Here is a 15,478-nt window from a genome sequence, read left to right on the forward strand (position 1 = left end):
TGTCCGGTCCCAAATTCGGGACCATCACCTTCCTTTCCACAAAACAGACGTGTTCACAAGGAGCGAACAGGCCACCCTTATGGAAGTGATTATCATACTTACACCTTACACAGGCCGTCAATGCTATAGCCACACCATCCCGAGAATTCAAGATGTCGGGAACCATTTGGGGAATACTCCCGATCTGCCCCTACCCTCCCTAAAGAAAACGCCCCGCCTGCCGATAAATCAGACGTAAACGGGAACCCAGGTTGGGATCATTCGTGCAACACCAGGGAGGGAGACCATGAATATCCCGGAAGTCAACAACGAGGTGCGGGCTCTTCGTTCGGAGAACGTCACGCCTGCCGTGAAGCCGCAGGAAAGTCCTCCGCAGGACATGAGCTTTCGCAAGGATGCCGTACAGAAAACGGGAAAGGCCGACGCTGACCCGCAAAAGGAAGGCAGTGCCTCCCGCGAGGAAGTGGAACGGCAGGTTCAGACCGTCCAGGAAAAGCTGGACGCCAGGGACATCAAGCTCAAGTTCAATGTCCTTGAAAAGGAAGACACGGTTCAGGTGGAAGTCCAGGACGAACAGGGCAAGGTCATCCGAAAGATTCCGGCTGATGAGATGATCAAGCTCTCGCAGTCCATCAAGGAATTCGTCGGCGGATTTCTGGACAGGACGTCCTGATCGCGGTCAAGGCAATCACGCCTCGTGCGAAGTTTCGCTCAAGGCTTGGACAAGGCTCCGGCCCTGCAGGTCGGACGCTTTGTCGCGTCTTGCCTATTTCTCCGGGTTCGGGCATATTGAGTACAGGGAAATCCCAGCAGGGGAGGCAGTATGTCCGATATCAGCATCTCCGCCATGACGCCTCAGTCCATGGCCTTTGACGAACAATCCATAGGTATCCAGTCCGTGGGGCAGAATTCGAACACCGAAATTTCCGGCGTGAATCCCGACGGCATGGATCAGGTCGAGATGGCTCCGGCCGGAGCGGAACTCGCATCCAGAAACACGGAGTTCTTCGGATCCGGGACCGATTTCTCGTCCACGGGAACCGATGTCGACATTCAAAAGGCCGTCAGCAACGCCCTCATGGACGGCACGGGGTCCATTGCCGACAAGGTTGCCTGACCCCCTCCCGGACAGAAAACGAAAAAGGCCATCCGCACATATGTGGATGGCCTTTTTCGTTTACTCACCGTCTTTTCCTATTCCTTGCGAAATATCCGTCCTGCCGCCTTGGTAAACCTGCCCACGCCTCTGGCCCCGGAACTGACGGCATCGGCCGAAGCATGTGCAGCTCTGGAAGTCGCATCCACGGTCATGTCCGCAGTCCCGACAACGGCCCGTGCCGCCTTCATGAATCCCTTGCCCGCGGCATGCGTCAGGGACTTGAGGTAGACAGACGTGATGGTCTTGGCCGCATTGGCGGTCACGGCCACCAGCATGGTTCCGGCCTCGGACATGGCACCTCTGCGACAGGCTGCACTGGAGCCGTCCAATTGATAGTTGAAATGGTTGCGGGTGATGATGCCGACCCTGAGCGCGAGGAACCCGTTTGCCGCCCCATCCAGCAAGGCCGCGGTCAGAGCCGCTGCAACCCCGCTGGCGCCGGGAATCGCGCCCATGGCCGAACTCGCCAGCACCGGGGAAAGTATGGAATCTATCTGTTCCTGTACATCCAGCTCCTCCACGCCTCCGGCCAGGAATGTTGCCACAGCCACATTCACGTAGACACGAGCCAGACCGGACAGGGAAGCCCGCTGACTGTATATTCCGGAAACGTCCCAGACCAGTTTGGTCAGCAGGCCGAAGACCACGAAGGAATCCAGCTTGCCGTTCTGGGAGATGGCGGTGGTCAGAAAAATGCGGGATGCGGTCTTCCTCGTGGCCTCATTGGCCACCTCGTCCAGATGGTGCAGGGCCAGCTCCACATCCTCCTCGGTGCGCAAGCCCAGCTCGGCCTTGCGCACATGCGGATTGCGGCGCAGCCGCTTCCTTGCCTTCCGAAAGAAGTCGGACCGTTGGGAAGCCGAGGCGTTCTCGGGCAATCTGAGTGGACGGGGACGCCGAAACACAAGGACGAACGGGACCGCCGTGAACCAGAAGACCAGCGCACATCCGCCCCAGAACACATACGGCTCGGCTCCGGGGACGAAGCGATTCGCCAGATCGGCAAGTCCGGCCACCTGATTCATCATGAACAGCAGAAAGCCGATCCACAGCAGAATCAGCACAAGAAAAAAAGCACGCACAAGGGAATGTTTCATGTCAGCATGTTCCTGCCCCCCACCGATGTGCGAACACGAAAAAAAGGGAGCGGCTTGGGACCGCCCCCTGCATCGAATTTCATGCTAAAATGTTCGGGAATCATGCGGGACGGTTTTTTTCACACCACCACAAGATTCCCGGCAAATCAATCGTTTTCCAAATCACGCACCATGTCCGCGACAGGCACTCCGCTCGGAGAAAGCGCATCCGGCTTGACCGCAAGCACAGCCTTCCATGCGGCAAGCGCATCGGCCTTGCGGTTCAGATCGTGCAGCAGGACCACGCCCATGTTGAAACGTGATGTCACATGCCCGGGGTCCAGTTCCGCGGCCCGGTCAAAAGCCTTGACCGCGTCCTCGAACCGCTTCACGCGCCGATACATGACCCCGAGGTCGGACCAGACGCCGGGATGCTTGACCGGATCAAGCTCCAGAGCCCGTTCATATGCAACAACAGCCTTTTCGTTGAGCCCGTTGTCAAAACAGAAATTGCCCAGATCGATCCAGACATGCGCATCACCGGGACTTTTCGCCGTAGCGGCTTCCAGCTTCTGCAAATCCGTGAACGATCCGGTTGCCTGCGGGCTGTCCTGCGGCTGCGAAGTCGAAGCCGGAGCCGCAACATGCTTGGGGCTCATGTACAACACGGTCGCGGTATTGCCGATGAAGGCCCCCGCCAGAACGGCAAACACGACCAGAACCGCACACGTGGATTTCTTCACGTGACTGTTTCGAAATTCTTCCAATTCACGCTGACGTTTGTTCGTTCCCATAATACTTTTTTCTCCGGATAAGGTTTTCGACAGACTTCCGGCGAAACAAGGCATTCCTTATCTGATTGGTCCGATTTGCTCAAGTCCACGTCAACCGCCGCAGCGCTTGACTTCCGGGCCACCTTGTACCAATCTACCCCGATTCGTTAGCACCCGGCATTTAGATTAAAGAAATATACGGTCCCTGGAGGATGAAAACGTCATGAGCGATTACAAAAAAACATTGCTGTTGCCCAAAACCAAATTCCCCATGAAAGCCAATCTCCGGCAACGTGAGCCGGAGATGCTCAAGTTCTGGGAAAAGATCGGCGCTTACGACGCAATGATTACCTCCGGCGGGGACAAGGGCGAATACTGCCTGCACGACGGCCCGCCGTATGCCAACGGCCATATCCACATGGGAACGGCCCTGAACAAGGTTCTCAAGGACATCGTGGTCAAGTCCCGGAACATGGAAGGCATCAGGGCCCAGTATGTCCCGGGCTGGGATTGCCACGGTCTGCCCATCGAGCACAAGGTCGAGCAGGAACTGAAGAAGAAGAAAAAGGAACTCGACACGCTGACCATCCGCAAGATCTGCCGCGAGTACGCCGCCAAATGGCTGGACGTGCAACGCAAGGAATTCAAGCGGCTCGGCGTGCTGGGCAAATGGGAAGAACCCTACCGCACCATGAACCCGACCTACGAGGCAGCCACGGCCCGCGAACTGGGACGTTTCATGGAAAAGGGCGGCGTGGTGCGCGGCAAGAAGCCCGTGCACTGGTGCTGCGACTGTTCCACGGCTCTGGCCGAGGCCGAGGTGGAATACGAGGACCACACCTCCCCGTCCATCTTCGTCCGTTTTCCCCTGACCGATCCGGCTGCTTCCAAGCTCGGCGATGTGGACATGAACCGGCTGTACGTGGCCATCTGGACCACCACCCCCTGGACCATCCCCGACAACATGGCCGTGGCCGTGCACCCGAATTTCGACTACGCCGTGATCAGGGTCGGCGAGGACTTCTACGTCATGGCCGAGGCCCTGCTCGAGGAATGCGCGGGCAAGTTCGGCTGGGAAGCCCCGGAAATCCTGACCCGAGTCAGAGGCTCGGAGCTTGAAGGCCTGAAGGCCAAACATCCCATCTACGACCGCGAATCCCCGATCGTGCTGGCCGACTACGTCACGCTGGACTCGGGCACGGGCTGTGTGCACACGGCTCCGGGCCATGGCCGCGAGGACTTCGAAACCGGCATCCGCTATGGTCTGGAAGTGCTTTCCCCCATGAACGACAAGGGCGTGTTCCTGCCCGAGGTGGAATTCTTCGCCGGTCTGAACGTGTGGGAAGCCAATCCCAAGGTCATTGAAAAACTTCAGGAACTCGGCAACCTGCTGGCCTCCGAAGACATCACCCACTCCTACCCGCACTGCTGGCGCTGCAAGAAGCCGGTCATTTTTCGCGCCACCACCCAGTGGTTCATCGGCATGGAGGAAAACGACCTGCGCTCCCGCGCCCTGAACGCCATTCGCAACAACGTGAACTGGGTGCCGTCCTGGGGCGAGGAACGCATCTTCAACATGGTCGAGAACCGTCCCGACTGGTGCATCTCCCGCCAGCGCAACTGGGGCGTGCCCATTTCCGCACTCATCTGCAAGGACTGCGACGAAACCTGGTTCGACGCGCAGTGGGTCTACGACATCTGCGACAAGTACGAAAAGCACCCCACGGGTTGCGACTACTGGTTCGAAGCTCCCATCGAGGAACTCGTTCCCGAGGGACTGACCTGTCCCAAATGCGGCGGCACCCACTGGAAGCGCGAGCGCGACATTCTGGACGTGTGGTTCGACTCCGGCACCAGCTTTGCGGCCGTTGTCGAGCAACGTGACGAATGCCAGTATCCGGCCGACCTGTATCTGGAAGGCTCGGACCAGCATCGCGGCTGGTTCCACAGCTCCCTGCTCGCGTCCATGGGCACCCGGGAAAAGGCCCCCTACAAGACCGTGCTCACCCATGGCTACGTGGTGGATGGCGAAGGCCGCAAAATGTCCAAGTCCATCGGCAACGTGATCGCGCCTCAGGAAATCATCGACAAGTACGGCGCGGAAATCCTGCGCATGTGGGTTTCCGCCTCCAACTATCAGGAAGACATCCGCATCTCGGACGAAACCCTGAACAGACTGGTTGACGCATATCGTCGCATCCGCAACACCTGCCGCTATCTGCTGTCGAACCTCAACGACTTCGATCCTGCGGAAAAGGTGGCTGTCGACGATCTGCTGCCGCTGGACCGCTACGCCCTCGATCTGGTGACCCGCCGACATGCGACCATTCGCGAGGCATACGACAATTTCGAATTCCACAAGGTCTATCACACCCTGCACAACCTGTGCGTGGTCGACCTGTCCGCATTCTATCTCGACATCATCAAGGACCGCCTCTATGTGGAGGAACAGCACGGCATCAGACGCCGTTCGGCCCAGACCGTGCTGTGGCAGATTCTGCTCATGCTGCTTCAGGACATGGCCCCGGTGCTTTCCTTCACTGCCGAGGAAGCCTTCCAGGCCCTGCCCGACACCATCAAGGGCAAGCTCTCCCAGGACAAGACCGTGTTCGCCCTGCGCTTCACTCCGGACGAAACCGACCTGAGCGAAGACGAATGCGAACGATGGGAGACTCTGGCCGCAATTCGCGACGCGGTGAACCGCGCCATCGAACCGAAACGCAAGGATGGCGTGGTCGGAAAATCCCTCGACGCACAGGTGACCCTGTACTGCGACGAGGACCTGCGCGACCTGCTTTCCGGTGAGGATCTGGACATTCAGGAACTCTTCATCGTGTCCAAGGTCGTGCTGGACGAACTCGGCAGCGCGCCCGAGGATGCCGCACATGCCGAGGATATCGAATCCCTGCGCATCGGCGTGGCTCAGGCTCCGGGCCGCAAATGCGAACGGTGCTGGCGCATCTGCGAGGATCTGGGAACCGACCCGGCGCATCCCGATGCCTGCCCGCGCTGCACCGCCGTGCTCTCCACTCTGAATTAAGAGGTCGGAATGAACCGCTACGCGCTTGCCACAGTCTGGACCGTTTCCATGACCGCCCTTGACCAGCTCACCAAGCTGCTGGTCATGGGCACCATGCCGGAATGGACGTACAAGACGATCATCCCCGGCTTCTTCAACCTCGTGCACGTGCACAACAAGGGCACGGCCTGGGGCTTTCTGGACCGGGAAGACATCGACTGGCAGGTGCCGCTCTTCATAGGAATCACAATCGTTGCCCTCGGCTTCATCGCCTACATGCTCAAGACCACCCGCGAAGACGACAAGTGGATGGTCACGGGTTTGGGCATGATCGCCGGGGGCGCGATCGGAAACCTCATCGACCGCGTCCGTCTGGGTGAAGTCGTTGACTTTCTGGATTTCTACGTGAATTCATATCACTGGCCCGCGTTCAACATTGCGGACTCGGCCCTGACCGTGGGCGCGGTCTGCATCCTGATTTCCATGTACCGAAACCGGGACAGGGACCAAAACGCATAACGGCATTCCCACGCCGAAAGACTTCAAGGAATCGACAATGTTCGCCGACTTCTCCGCTCTTACCGCGCAGCAATGGACCGTAATACTGGGCGTTGTGGCCGTGTGTTTCGGACTCAGCGCCTTCTGCATTCTGGACGTCTGGAAGCGCCAATTCGAATCGTCCAACGAAAAGGCGCTCTGGATGCAGATGTGCATTTTCATTCCCATTCTCGGCGCACTGGCATATCTTTTCGTAGGAAGAAAACGAGGGAGTTGAACACCATGAATCGCATTTCGAGGACCTTCACGGTATTGGCCCTGACCATGGCTCTGGCTGGCACCTGGGGCTGCGCCTCGCGACAGGACATGGAAACCATCCAGTCCGAACGCCAGCGCGACCGCGCACGGATTCAGCAGCTTGAACAGGAGCTCGAGGAATCCCGAGTGCTGCTCAAGGAGGAAATCGAAAAATCCCAGTCCCCTGTCCGACAGAAAACCGCTGACATCTGGGCGGAGATTCAGGGACTGCGAATGGCTTTCGCCAAGCTCCGCGGCGAACTGGAAACCATGGAAATCCGCATGGACCGCCAGTTGGGCGCTGCGGACTCCCCCACCACGGTTTCCTCTCTGGAAAGACGCATCAAGGAAATCGAATTCGCTCTGGAAAACCAGCTTCACGTTGAGCTGCCCAAAACCACGGAAGACCAGACCGCGCAGCAGGCCGCAGCAACCGGAGTCGTTGCCGGAGCCGCAACCGAAGCGGTAGCCGGACAGGATGCCCCCAAAACCGCGCCCAAGGCTCCGGCCAAGGAATCTCCCAAGGTCGAAAGCGATCCGGCCAAGGCGCTGTATGACAAGGCCTATGCCCTGTACAAGGAAGGCAAATACGACCAGGCCCGTTCCTATTGGGCCGAGTTCACGGAAACCTTCAGGAAACACGCCTACGTTGGCAGCGCTCTGTTCTGGCAGGGCCAGTGCTACTACAAGCTCAAGGATTATGCCCGGGCCGTCATTCTGTATGAAGACGTGATCGAAAAGCACAAGAAGAGCTCGAAATACAAATCCGCCCTGCTCCGCTCCGGCTATTCCTGGAGCCATCTGGGCAAGCCCGAACTGGCCAGAATGCGCCTGAACGAGGTCATCGGCAAATTCCCCAAGACCGTGGAAGCCACCCAGGCAAAACGGTTTCTGGAGAAAATGAAATAACGGCACCGGACTTGCGGCTGTCCCGCACCGTATGGCATACATAACAAATGGCGGAAAATTCCATGAAAGACGTTGTCAAAGGGTTTCGCAAGATCGTCTACCTCACGTTCCCCCCGGACATTTCCGGTCGCCCCGTGGTGTGCAATCTGGGCAAGCTGTTCGACCTGAGCTTCAACATCCTCAAGGCTGACATCAGTCCCCGGCATGAGGGCACCATGACTCTGGAAATTTCCGGAATGGAAGCCGAATTTCAAAAGGGAATCGCCTATCTCAAGGAAAGCGGCATTCGCATCACGCCCGTGGCGCACAAGATTTTTCGCGACGAGGATGCCTGCATCCACTGCGGATTGTGCACGGCCATGTGCCCGACCAATGCACTGACACTGGAAAGAAGCGACAAGACCGTGACCTTCAACGTGGACAAATGCTCCGCCTGCGGCATGTGCACGCGAATCTGTCCGGTCAAGGCCATGACCCTTGATCTGGATGAAAACGGAGCCCACTAGCCCGGAGGAATCCATGAGTGAGGAAAAACGCTCCTTTTCCCGAGTGGAGGCCCGCGTCAAGACCTATGCGCGTCGGGTCGACAGTCTGGAATCCCCGCAGCTTTTCCGCGGATGCGCAATCGGCGAATTTTCCAGCCGGGAGGGCTTCGCCGCCACAAGCAAGCTCCCGGACGACCTTGCCAATTTCCTCATGGAAATGGACCGGAAAATGGACCGCATCCTCGGCCTGCTCAGTCAGGATCAGCTCAGGGACGATTTTCCCCTGAATCTGGATGTCATGGAAATTTCCGCTGCTGGCGTCCGCTTTCGCACGGATGATCCGCTCAAGGTGGACGACTGCCTCGAGGCCGTCTTCGTCCTGAACCGCGTGCCCTTGAAGATGGCCGGAGCAAAGGGCCGCATTGTCGGACTGGATGCGGAAACGAATCTGTTCCGCTTTGAGTTCGTCAACATCCGGGACACGGACAAGGAAGCCATAGTCCAATTCGTGTTCCAGCAGCAGCGCGAACAGATTCGCAACTCCAGCATGCGCTAGGGCGCCCATATTCCCGGAGGAGGAAACCAATGACCACCAATGAGGAAATAGTCAGGGATTTGATGGAAAAGGTTTCGGACCAGTTGGTCAACAGTCTCCGGGACTCCATCACGGCCTCCGTGGAAAGGGAAATCGCGAAAAACCTTTCCACAGCTCTGCTGGAAGGCGAATTCTACCGCCGGGTCAATGACGATCTCCAGGAAGGCCTGAAGCAGATCTATCAGGAAGTCAAAGCCGCCAAGGGCGGCACCGTGGTCAGGAAGATCGAGGCGGACATCGATCCCGAGGAGTTGTTCAACGAGGCTTCGGACCAACTCGACGCCGTGCTCAAGACCACGGAAAAGGCTGCCGTGGAGATCATCGACATCGTGGAGAACCTTCAGGAACTCCAGACCAGCGTGGCCGACATCGTCAAGGGCTTCGAATCCGGCGGCGTAACCAGGGAAAACCGCGAAAGGCTCAAGGAAATCAATGAAACTTTGGGCAACGACCTTTCCACCATCATGGTCACCCTGAGCTTTCAGGACCTCACTGGCCAGCGCATCAAGATCATCATCAACTCCATACGCAAGGTCGAGGAAATCGTGCGCGATGTCATGGTTTCCACGGGGCTGATGCTCCGCCAGCGTGAAGAGGAACCGGAAAGGGACATTGATTCCCTGTCGCAGGAAGCCAAGAACAAGGCTTCGGACCTCAAGGGACCGCAACTTGAGAACTCGCAGAACGACGTGGACGACCTGCTTTCCTCTCTCGGTCTGGACTAGAAACAGCATTTTCCCAAAAAAAAGCCCCTGATGCAGGAACGCATCAGGGGCTTTTTCAATTGGCCTCGGCTAATTCCTGTACAACTTCTGCCACTCGTCCAGAAACAGAATTGCGGTATCCAGCTCGGAAAGCCGTCCCTGCTGCTGGCGCACGGCCCAGACCAGATCGCTGAATCCCACATCTTCGGGAAGTCCCAACCTCGTGATGAGAGCCAGAATGTCCGCCTTGAGTTCTTCGGGAAAATCCGGCCCGAAAACGGCATCATCCTTCCGAGGCGCTGGCCAGCCCTCCATGCGCGCAGCCGCAAATTCCACAAGCGTTGCCATGCGGTGCGCATAGGTATGATCGGCAAGAACCCGCGCCCTTGCCTTGCGGGCGTATTCCCGAACTTCGTCGGGATGGGACGCGAAATATCCGATCTTTTCCTTCAGGTCGGCCATGCTGGAAAACGTGGCCATTTCATCCGGAGCAAATGCCTCGGGCAAAAGCTTTCGTTCATCAACAAGCTGGAAAGCTCCGCATCCGGCAATTTCAAAGGTCCGAGGATTCACGAAATCCCCGAACGAAACCAACTGGTCGGCCTGAATGCTTGAATGCAGGTTCAGATTGATGGCCGTGGCGTTGAAAATCCTGACGCAATCCTCGGAAGAGACACGCGCACCCTTCATCTGCACCAGAGGTTCCAGTACGTGATCGCCCTCCCACTCCGTGCCCCATATCCTGAAATCCCTGTGCGCCAGTTCCCGAAACGCGATGCGCCGATTGGGATATCCCGCGCCCATGAAGGACAACGCCGAACCGAACTTCCGCTTTTCAACGGATGTCAGTTCCAATGGCTTGTGCACGTCGGGCTGCATGGCAAGAGGAAGATACAGGGCATTGGGCTGCCCAATGGCAGCAAGTTCCTCGAAAAATTCGCCCTTCTGAATGACTGCGAAAAGATCGTAAAAAGGCGCGTAGGATTTCCAGTAGGTGAAAAGCCGGTAATCCTCCACAAACCACATGGCCGTGACCACCTTGTCGCGCCGAAGCCGCTTGAGCGCCTGATGCGTCAACGGTGCCTGCGCCATGGCCAGCACCATGTCCGGCTCAAAGGTTTCCACCTTGGCCAACACAGCCTGACTGACCACATTCAGATAGGAATTCTGCAAATATTCCAATCGATCTGTGGTAACCTTGAGGTTCCTGAGCGAATTGTACGAGTCCAGAAACTCCGGGGCCTCGAACACTTCGACAAAATGCCCGGACTGACGCAATGCATCCGCAGCAAACCGCCCCACGGGCAGGGAACCGCCATACAAAGGCAGGACAACGAGAATCTTCAATCCTTGCAAACGTGAATCCGTCATGATCAACCTTGTGCCTGATGTCTGGTCCGTTTCTAGTCGGCCGTAAACCGATACCCGTTGGCCTCGGCCTCGCCCATCCAATCCCGTGCCTGAAAAATCCGTTCCGCCCCGGAAAAGGGTTCCTGCCCACCCGCCTGCCATTTCTGTCCCAGATAGTCAGCCAGAAACTTCCGGAATGCCTGCCGTGTCTTCCGTTCGGAATCCGTTCCGGCAAAAGGGGTAAAATCCATGCCCAAATCATCGAATCCGGAGTGGAATGCCGTGAGTCCGTCCGGGCAATGCTCCGCTTTTCCCGTGGTCAGAAAACGCGGAAAGCCGGGATCATCGAAACAGGACAGACATTTCACTCCGTATTCGCACGGTACGGTTTCCAGACACGGTAGACAGGGAGCCTGCGCCTGATACACGGTATGCCCCATCCCGTACGGTCCGGTCTCGAAACACCATGCCGAGGACAGAAAGAACGCGAGTACCGGCGTCCCCAGATGCGCGGCAAGATGCATGGTACCCGTGTCCGGAGTAATCACCATGTCCAGACTTCCCACGACCTCGACAAGCCCGGTCCAATCAGTCTGCCCGGCCAGATTTCTTGTCACGGCCTGAACCCGTGGCGGCAGTTCCCGCATCATTGCCCTGCCTGTGGCACGTTCGGACTGCCCGCCCAGCAGCACGACCTGTGGGGCATGGTCTCGGGCAGCCAGCGTTGCCGTGATCCTCGCCAGCACTTCGGGTGGCAGGGAACGCCGGGATTCACGCCCGGCCAGCACCACACCAATGCCTCCGCCTTTCGGGGTTGCTTCAGGATTGACCTGGGCCGCGGGAATCATGTCCCGACAATATCCGGCCCAGAAATCCACCAGATTCAGCCCGATCCGCCGGTTGCGAGACCAACGCATGGCCATGGACGGCCACGTGTCCACCAAATCCTGCCCATTGCGCCACTTGTATCCGTGAACGATTTCCGGGTCGAACAGGGCAGCCAGCCGAAAATTGAGCGGAGAAAAGTTGAGGTTGAACACCTCGGAAAATTCGATTTGTCGCAATTCGGCAAATGCCGGAAGATTTCCAAGCAGAAGAGTGCGCACGATTTCGGCTGGTTTCACGCCTGTGCCATGAGCAGCCACGGCATGGACAACAGCTTCCGGGTAAACAATTTCCGCCAGTGATTTCAATGAATTGTCAACGCAAAGATGCACCACGGCGGTATCGCGCCGCATGAGCGTTGCCACAAGCCGCTTGCTCTGGATCAGATCGCCGAATCTGGCGAGTTGCATGACGAGATAGTGTTTCATTTTCTTTTTGTGCCGCCCTGTCGCTTTTTTGCCCAATCCGGTCGAATTATGCAAGAAACGAGCATTTTCAGATTTTACATGCGCCAAGGCATAAGGTACCATGCCGCAATGCGTTATTACCCCATTTTCGTGAATCTGGAAAACAGGGCTTGCCTCGTGGTCGGGGCCGGAGAGGTCGGGAAAAGGAAAATCCAGTCCCTGATCGATTCCGGGGCCGGACATGTGACCATCATCGAGACACGGGAAGCCGACCCGGAAATGCAGTCCATTCTCGACCTGAAGCACGTGGACTTTCATTGCCGCGAATTCCGGGACAGCGATCTGGACGGCAAATTTCTGGTCATTGCCTGCACTTCCAGCGAAGACGTGAACTGGCGCATCAGCAATCTGTGCGCCGAGCGCGGCATTCTGTGCAACATCGTGGACCAGCCCGAAAAGTGCAGCTTCATCGTGCCCGCCACGGTCAAGCGCGGGGACCTGACCGTGGCCATTTCCACGGCCGGACGCAGCCCGGCACTTGCCAAACGGATACGCAAGGATTTACAGCACAGCTTCGGCGACGAATACGCAATCCTGCTCACGACCATGGGCCGGATTCGTCCCCTGCTTCTGGGCATGGGCATGCCGACCCGGGACAACACAGCCGTGTTCCGTTCCCTGGTAAGTTCCGGCCTGCTCGAAGCATTCCGAACCCGCGACATGAACGCGGCCGGGGACATATTGAAGGAAACCCTGCCCGAACCGTTGCACGCCAACATTCCGGAGCTTTTGGATGGGCTTGTTTGAACTGACTCAACTCGTGATCATCGCCTTCTATTTCATGGGCGCGCTCCTGTTCCTGACCGGACTCACCACCCGCAACGACAGGCTCAAGCGCATCTCCATGTATCTGGCCGTGGGCGGATTCGCCCTGCATACCGCCGACATTGCCGCGCTCCTGATCCAGGATGTGTCCGTGCTTCAGGGCGGCAACTTCTACTTCAGCACCCTTGCCTGGTGCGTGCTGCTGATCTACTTCTTTCTCTGGTGGAAGCTGCGGCTGGAATTTCTGGCCCTGACCGCCCTGCCGCTGGCCCTGCTGCTCTTTGCCGGGTCCATGGCGCTGGGCGGCATCAAGGTTTCCATGCCACGGGAACTGACCCTGCTCTTCTTCGGCCTGCACATCGGCACGCTGGTGGTGACCATGGGCATGATGACCATGGCCTTCGGCGCGGGACTGGCCTTCATCCACTACAACAGGAAAATCAAGACCAAGGCCGGGCTGGCCAGTCTGGGCAAGGACACCCCATCCCTGAACATGTTCGACAGGGTCAACCGCTGGGCCGTGCTTCTGGGATTTCCACTGTACACGCTGGGCCTTTTCTCCTCCTATGTCTGGTACTGGATTTCCCCGGGCAAGCAGTTTTCCTGGGACATCATGAATCTTTCTTCCCTGGCGGTCTGGTTCGTGTTCGCGTTCCTGTTCCACCAGCGGCTGGTGCTGGGATGGCGCGGTCGCAAGCCCGCCATTGCAGCGGTCTGGGTCTTCATTGGCCTGGCCATTTCCCTTATCCACCATGCAATCATGTTCCGGTCGTAAGCCATGAACCAGAAAATCTTTCTCATAGGACTCAACCACAAGACCGCGGGAGTCGAGGTTCGCGAAAAATTCGCCCTGACCGACGTGGAGAATTTCGAACAGGGTCTCGTGGCCCACTGTCCGGTGCGGGAATGTATGGCCCTCTCCACCTGCAACCGGGTGGAGATCGTGGCGGTATCCTCGGGAGCAACCGAACGCGAGGTTCTGGACAGCCTGCTCCAGTACTGGGCATCGGCCTGCAAGGGATCGCCCGAAGTGCTGGCGGACAACATCTACCAGTATCAGGGACTCGACGCGGTGCGTCACCTGTTCGCCGTGGCGTCCAGTCTGGACTCCATGGTCATGGGCGAGCCCCAGATTCTGGGCCAGCTCAAGGACGCCTACCGCAACGCTGTGGATCGTGGCACGGCCAGAACCATCGTCAATCGCCTGCTGCACAAATCCTTTTCCGTTGCCAAACGCGTACGCACGGAAACCGCCATCGCATCCAGCGCGGTTTCCATCAGCTTTGCTGCCGTGGAACTGGCGCGCAAGATTTTCGGCGACCTGCACGGCACCAGAGCCATGCTTGTGGGTGCCGGGGAAATGGCGGAACTGGCGGCCACGCATCTGCTTTCCAACGGCGTGCAGGACATCATCATCGCCAACCGCACCCTGTCCCGAGCCAAGGACCTTGCCGAAAGCATGAACGGCGAGCCGATCCAGATCGAACACATGCCGGATCGGCTGCACGAAGTGGATATCGTGATCAGCTCCACGGGATCGCCCACTGCCGTCATCCGCGCCAGGGACGTGAAGGCCGTGCTCAAGAAGCGCAAGAACAAGCCCATGTTCTTCATCGACATCGCCGTGCCGCGCGACATCGACCCGGACGTGAACAATCTGGACAACGTCTACCTCTACGACATCGACGACCTCAAGGAAGTGGTGGAGGAAAACATGGCCCAACGTCAGGGCGAAGCGGACAAGGCCATGTCCGTGGTGGAAGCGGAAACCGCGACATTCGGCAACTGGCTGAACTCCCTGACCCTGCAACCCACCATCGTGGGCCTTGTGGACAATGCCGAGGAAGTGGCGCATCGCGAACTCGCCAAGACCCTCAAGAGAATCGGCCCGGTGGACGAAGCCACACGCAAGGCTCTGGAAACGCTGGTCCTGTCCGTGGGGCACAAGGTGTTGCACGAGCCCATCTGTTTTCTCAAACGCCGCACTCAGGAAGAAGGCGCTGCCGAACGATTCATCGATCTGGCCAGACGCATGTTCAATCTGGATGATGAAATCATTCCCGAAAGCGCCCACATGAACCGCAAGCCCGGGGTCTGCACTTCGGACGAAATCGAACATTTCATCGACGCCACCAAAAAGGAACAGTAATGCGCACCTACCTCATCGAAGACCTCTACGACAACGATTTCGAAAAAATCCGCGCCGCATTCGATGCCGCGGGATTCAAGGGCCCCATCGAGGACATCTACTATCTGCCCATGCCGGAAAACCTGCTTTCCGAGGAACAGACTGCGCATCTGAACGACTGCGGTCCGTATTTTCTGGCCGTGGAAGCCGTCCCCGACATTTCCGGAAACATGCTCAAGATGGAACTGCTGGTACGCGGCCGCAATCGCCTTCGCTGTTCCTGTGTGGCCTATGCCTCTTCCGAACAGAGAAACCACATGATCGACTACCTTGATGCCTTCATCAAGGATCTCGACGTGGCCGTCTGA

At 57.9% G+C, this 15,478-nt stretch carries 17 protein-coding genes; 13 read left to right on the forward strand and 4 right to left on the reverse strand.

All coding sequences use genetic code 11. The annotated features are described in order from the left end of the window. The first annotated feature begins 286 nt into the window (after positions 1-286). Together MPN23_RS04605 and MPN23_RS04610 are read left to right on the forward strand one after the other, a co-directional pair. On the forward strand, positions 287-673 hold the full coding sequence (locus MPN23_RS04605) for a flagellar protein FlaG (RefSeq protein ID WP_243546419.1): 387 nt from the start codon (positions 287-289) through the stop codon (positions 671-673). A gap of 150 nt (positions 674-823) precedes the next feature. Then, the gene (locus MPN23_RS04610) at positions 824-1,117 is read left to right on the forward strand and encodes a hypothetical protein (protein WP_243546420.1); all 294 of its coding nucleotides are present in this window, start codon (positions 824-826) and stop codon (positions 1,115-1,117) included. 77 nt (positions 1,118-1,194) lie between these two features. On the opposite strand, the gene MPN23_RS04615 is transcribed toward MPN23_RS04610, so the two are convergent. Next, positions 1,195-2,256: a DUF697 domain-containing protein gene (locus MPN23_RS04615; protein ID WP_243546421.1), complete on the reverse strand. Its 1,062-nt coding sequence runs from the start codon at positions 2,254-2,256 to the stop codon at positions 1,195-1,197. A 146-nt stretch (positions 2,257-2,402) separates the two neighbouring features. Next, on the reverse strand, positions 2,403-3,029 hold the full coding sequence (locus tag MPN23_RS04620; protein WP_243546423.1) for a tetratricopeptide repeat protein: 627 nt from the start codon (positions 3,027-3,029) through the stop codon (positions 2,403-2,405). Positions 3,030-3,231: 202 nt separating this feature from the next. Between MPN23_RS04620 and ileS the strand changes: the two genes are divergently transcribed. The 7 genes from ileS (at position 3,232) to MPN23_RS04655 (ending at position 9,536) form a co-directional block, all read left to right on the forward strand. Continuing rightward, the gene (ileS, locus tag MPN23_RS04625) at positions 3,232-6,048 is read left to right on the forward strand and encodes an isoleucine--tRNA ligase (RefSeq protein WP_243546424.1); all 2,817 of its coding nucleotides are present in this window, start codon (positions 3,232-3,234) and stop codon (positions 6,046-6,048) included. 9 nt (positions 6,049-6,057) lie between these two features. Beyond that, entirely contained in the window at positions 6,058-6,546 is a 489-nt protein-coding gene (lspA, locus tag MPN23_RS04630; RefSeq protein ID WP_243546425.1) for a signal peptidase II, read from the forward strand. 37 nt (positions 6,547-6,583) lie between these two features. Then, positions 6,584-6,802 (forward strand): PLD nuclease N-terminal domain-containing protein, encoded by a 219-nt coding sequence (locus MPN23_RS04635; protein WP_243546426.1) that lies wholly within the window; start codon positions 6,584-6,586, stop codon positions 6,800-6,802. 5 nt (positions 6,803-6,807) lie between these two features. Then, positions 6,808-7,731, forward strand: a complete 924-nt coding sequence (locus MPN23_RS04640; protein WP_243546427.1) for a tetratricopeptide repeat protein — start codon at positions 6,808-6,810, stop codon at positions 7,729-7,731. Positions 7,732-7,793: 62 nt separating this feature from the next. Continuing rightward, positions 7,794-8,237, forward strand: coding sequence for an NIL domain-containing protein (locus tag MPN23_RS04645; protein WP_243546428.1), 444 nt, complete (start codon positions 7,794-7,796; stop codon positions 8,235-8,237). A gap of 13 nt (positions 8,238-8,250) precedes the next feature. Further along, positions 8,251-8,772 (forward strand): PilZ domain-containing protein, encoded by a 522-nt coding sequence (locus tag MPN23_RS04650; RefSeq protein ID WP_243546429.1) that lies wholly within the window; start codon positions 8,251-8,253, stop codon positions 8,770-8,772. 29 nt (positions 8,773-8,801) lie between these two features. Next, on the forward strand, positions 8,802-9,536 hold the full coding sequence (locus MPN23_RS04655) for a protein phosphatase CheZ (RefSeq protein WP_243546430.1): 735 nt from the start codon (positions 8,802-8,804) through the stop codon (positions 9,534-9,536). Positions 9,537-9,605: 69 nt separating this feature from the next. Here MPN23_RS04655 and MPN23_RS04660 read toward each other — a convergent pair whose 3' ends face one another. Continuing rightward, positions 9,606-10,886, reverse strand: coding sequence for a CgeB family protein (locus tag MPN23_RS04660; protein WP_243546431.1), 1,281 nt, complete (start codon positions 10,884-10,886; stop codon positions 9,606-9,608). Between the two features lie 32 nt (positions 10,887-10,918). Beyond that, positions 10,919-12,178, reverse strand: a complete 1,260-nt coding sequence (locus MPN23_RS04665; RefSeq protein WP_243546432.1) for a glycosyltransferase family 9 protein — start codon at positions 12,176-12,178, stop codon at positions 10,919-10,921. A gap of 108 nt (positions 12,179-12,286) precedes the next feature. Here MPN23_RS04665 and MPN23_RS04670 point away from each other — a divergent pair, with 108 nt between their 5' ends. From MPN23_RS04670 to MPN23_RS04685, 4 genes are read left to right on the forward strand one after another with little or no spacing between them, the layout of a single operon-like run. Continuing rightward, on the forward strand, positions 12,287-12,964 hold the full coding sequence (locus MPN23_RS04670; RefSeq protein ID WP_243546433.1) for a precorrin-2 dehydrogenase/sirohydrochlorin ferrochelatase family protein: 678 nt from the start codon (positions 12,287-12,289) through the stop codon (positions 12,962-12,964). Next, positions 12,951-13,757 carry a cytochrome c biogenesis protein CcsA gene (gene ccsA / locus MPN23_RS04675; RefSeq protein WP_243546434.1) on the forward strand — a complete coding sequence of 269 codons (807 nt, stop codon included), beginning with the start codon at positions 12,951-12,953 and terminating at the stop codon, positions 13,755-13,757. The genes MPN23_RS04670 and ccsA overlap by 14 nt, the downstream gene beginning before the upstream one ends. Before the next feature lie 3 nt (positions 13,758-13,760). Continuing rightward, the gene (gene hemA / locus MPN23_RS04680; protein ID WP_243546435.1) at positions 13,761-15,131 is read left to right on the forward strand and encodes a glutamyl-tRNA reductase; all 1,371 of its coding nucleotides are present in this window, start codon (positions 13,761-13,763) and stop codon (positions 15,129-15,131) included. Further along, a complete protein-coding gene (locus MPN23_RS04685) occupies positions 15,131-15,478 on the forward strand; it encodes a hypothetical protein (protein ID WP_243546436.1) in 348 nt (115 codons plus the stop codon). Before hemA ends, MPN23_RS04685 begins: the two co-directional genes overlap by 1 nt.

This window comes from Pseudodesulfovibrio tunisiensis (assembly GCF_022809775.1).
Classification (GTDB): Bacteria; Desulfobacterota; Desulfovibrionia; order Desulfovibrionales; family Desulfovibrionaceae; genus Pseudodesulfovibrio; species Pseudodesulfovibrio tunisiensis.

Excerpts from the sequence above, each read along its gene's own strand:
- MPN23_RS04665 (WP_243546432.1), bottom strand. The coding sequence starts at position 12,178 with ATGAAACACTATCTCGTCATGCAACTCGCCAGATTCGGCGATCTGATC.
- MPN23_RS04635 (WP_243546426.1), top strand. The coding sequence starts at position 6,584 with ATGTTCGCCGACTTCTCCGCTCTTACCGCGCAGCAATGGACCGTAATA.
- MPN23_RS04640 (WP_243546427.1), top strand. The coding sequence starts at position 6,808 with ATGAATCGCATTTCGAGGACCTTCACGGTATTGGCCCTGACCATGGCT.
- MPN23_RS04610 (WP_243546420.1), top strand. The coding sequence starts at position 824 with ATGTCCGATATCAGCATCTCCGCCATGACGCCTCAGTCCATGGCCTTT.
- MPN23_RS04615 (WP_243546421.1), bottom strand. The coding sequence starts at position 2,256 with ATGAAACATTCCCTTGTGCGTGCTTTTTTTCTTGTGCTGATTCTGCTG.
- MPN23_RS04670 (WP_243546433.1), top strand. The coding sequence starts at position 12,287 with ATGCGTTATTACCCCATTTTCGTGAATCTGGAAAACAGGGCTTGCCTC.
- MPN23_RS04620 (WP_243546423.1), bottom strand. The coding sequence starts at position 3,029 with ATGGGAACGAACAAACGTCAGCGTGAATTGGAAGAATTTCGAAACAGT.
- MPN23_RS04605 (WP_243546419.1), top strand. The coding sequence starts at position 287 with ATGAATATCCCGGAAGTCAACAACGAGGTGCGGGCTCTTCGTTCGGAG.
- MPN23_RS04685 (WP_243546436.1), top strand. The coding sequence starts at position 15,131 with ATGCGCACCTACCTCATCGAAGACCTCTACGACAACGATTTCGAAAAA.
- MPN23_RS04655 (WP_243546430.1), top strand. The coding sequence starts at position 8,802 with ATGACCACCAATGAGGAAATAGTCAGGGATTTGATGGAAAAGGTTTCG.
- hemA (WP_243546435.1), top strand. The coding sequence starts at position 13,761 with ATGAACCAGAAAATCTTTCTCATAGGACTCAACCACAAGACCGCGGGA.
- ileS (WP_243546424.1), top strand. The coding sequence starts at position 3,232 with ATGAGCGATTACAAAAAAACATTGCTGTTGCCCAAAACCAAATTCCCC.
- MPN23_RS04660 (WP_243546431.1), bottom strand. The coding sequence starts at position 10,886 with ATGACGGATTCACGTTTGCAAGGATTGAAGATTCTCGTTGTCCTGCCT.
- ccsA (WP_243546434.1), top strand. The coding sequence starts at position 12,951 with ATGGGCTTGTTTGAACTGACTCAACTCGTGATCATCGCCTTCTATTTC.
- MPN23_RS04650 (WP_243546429.1), top strand. The coding sequence starts at position 8,251 with ATGAGTGAGGAAAAACGCTCCTTTTCCCGAGTGGAGGCCCGCGTCAAG.
- MPN23_RS04645 (WP_243546428.1), top strand. The coding sequence starts at position 7,794 with ATGAAAGACGTTGTCAAAGGGTTTCGCAAGATCGTCTACCTCACGTTC.
- lspA (WP_243546425.1), top strand. The coding sequence starts at position 6,058 with ATGAACCGCTACGCGCTTGCCACAGTCTGGACCGTTTCCATGACCGCC.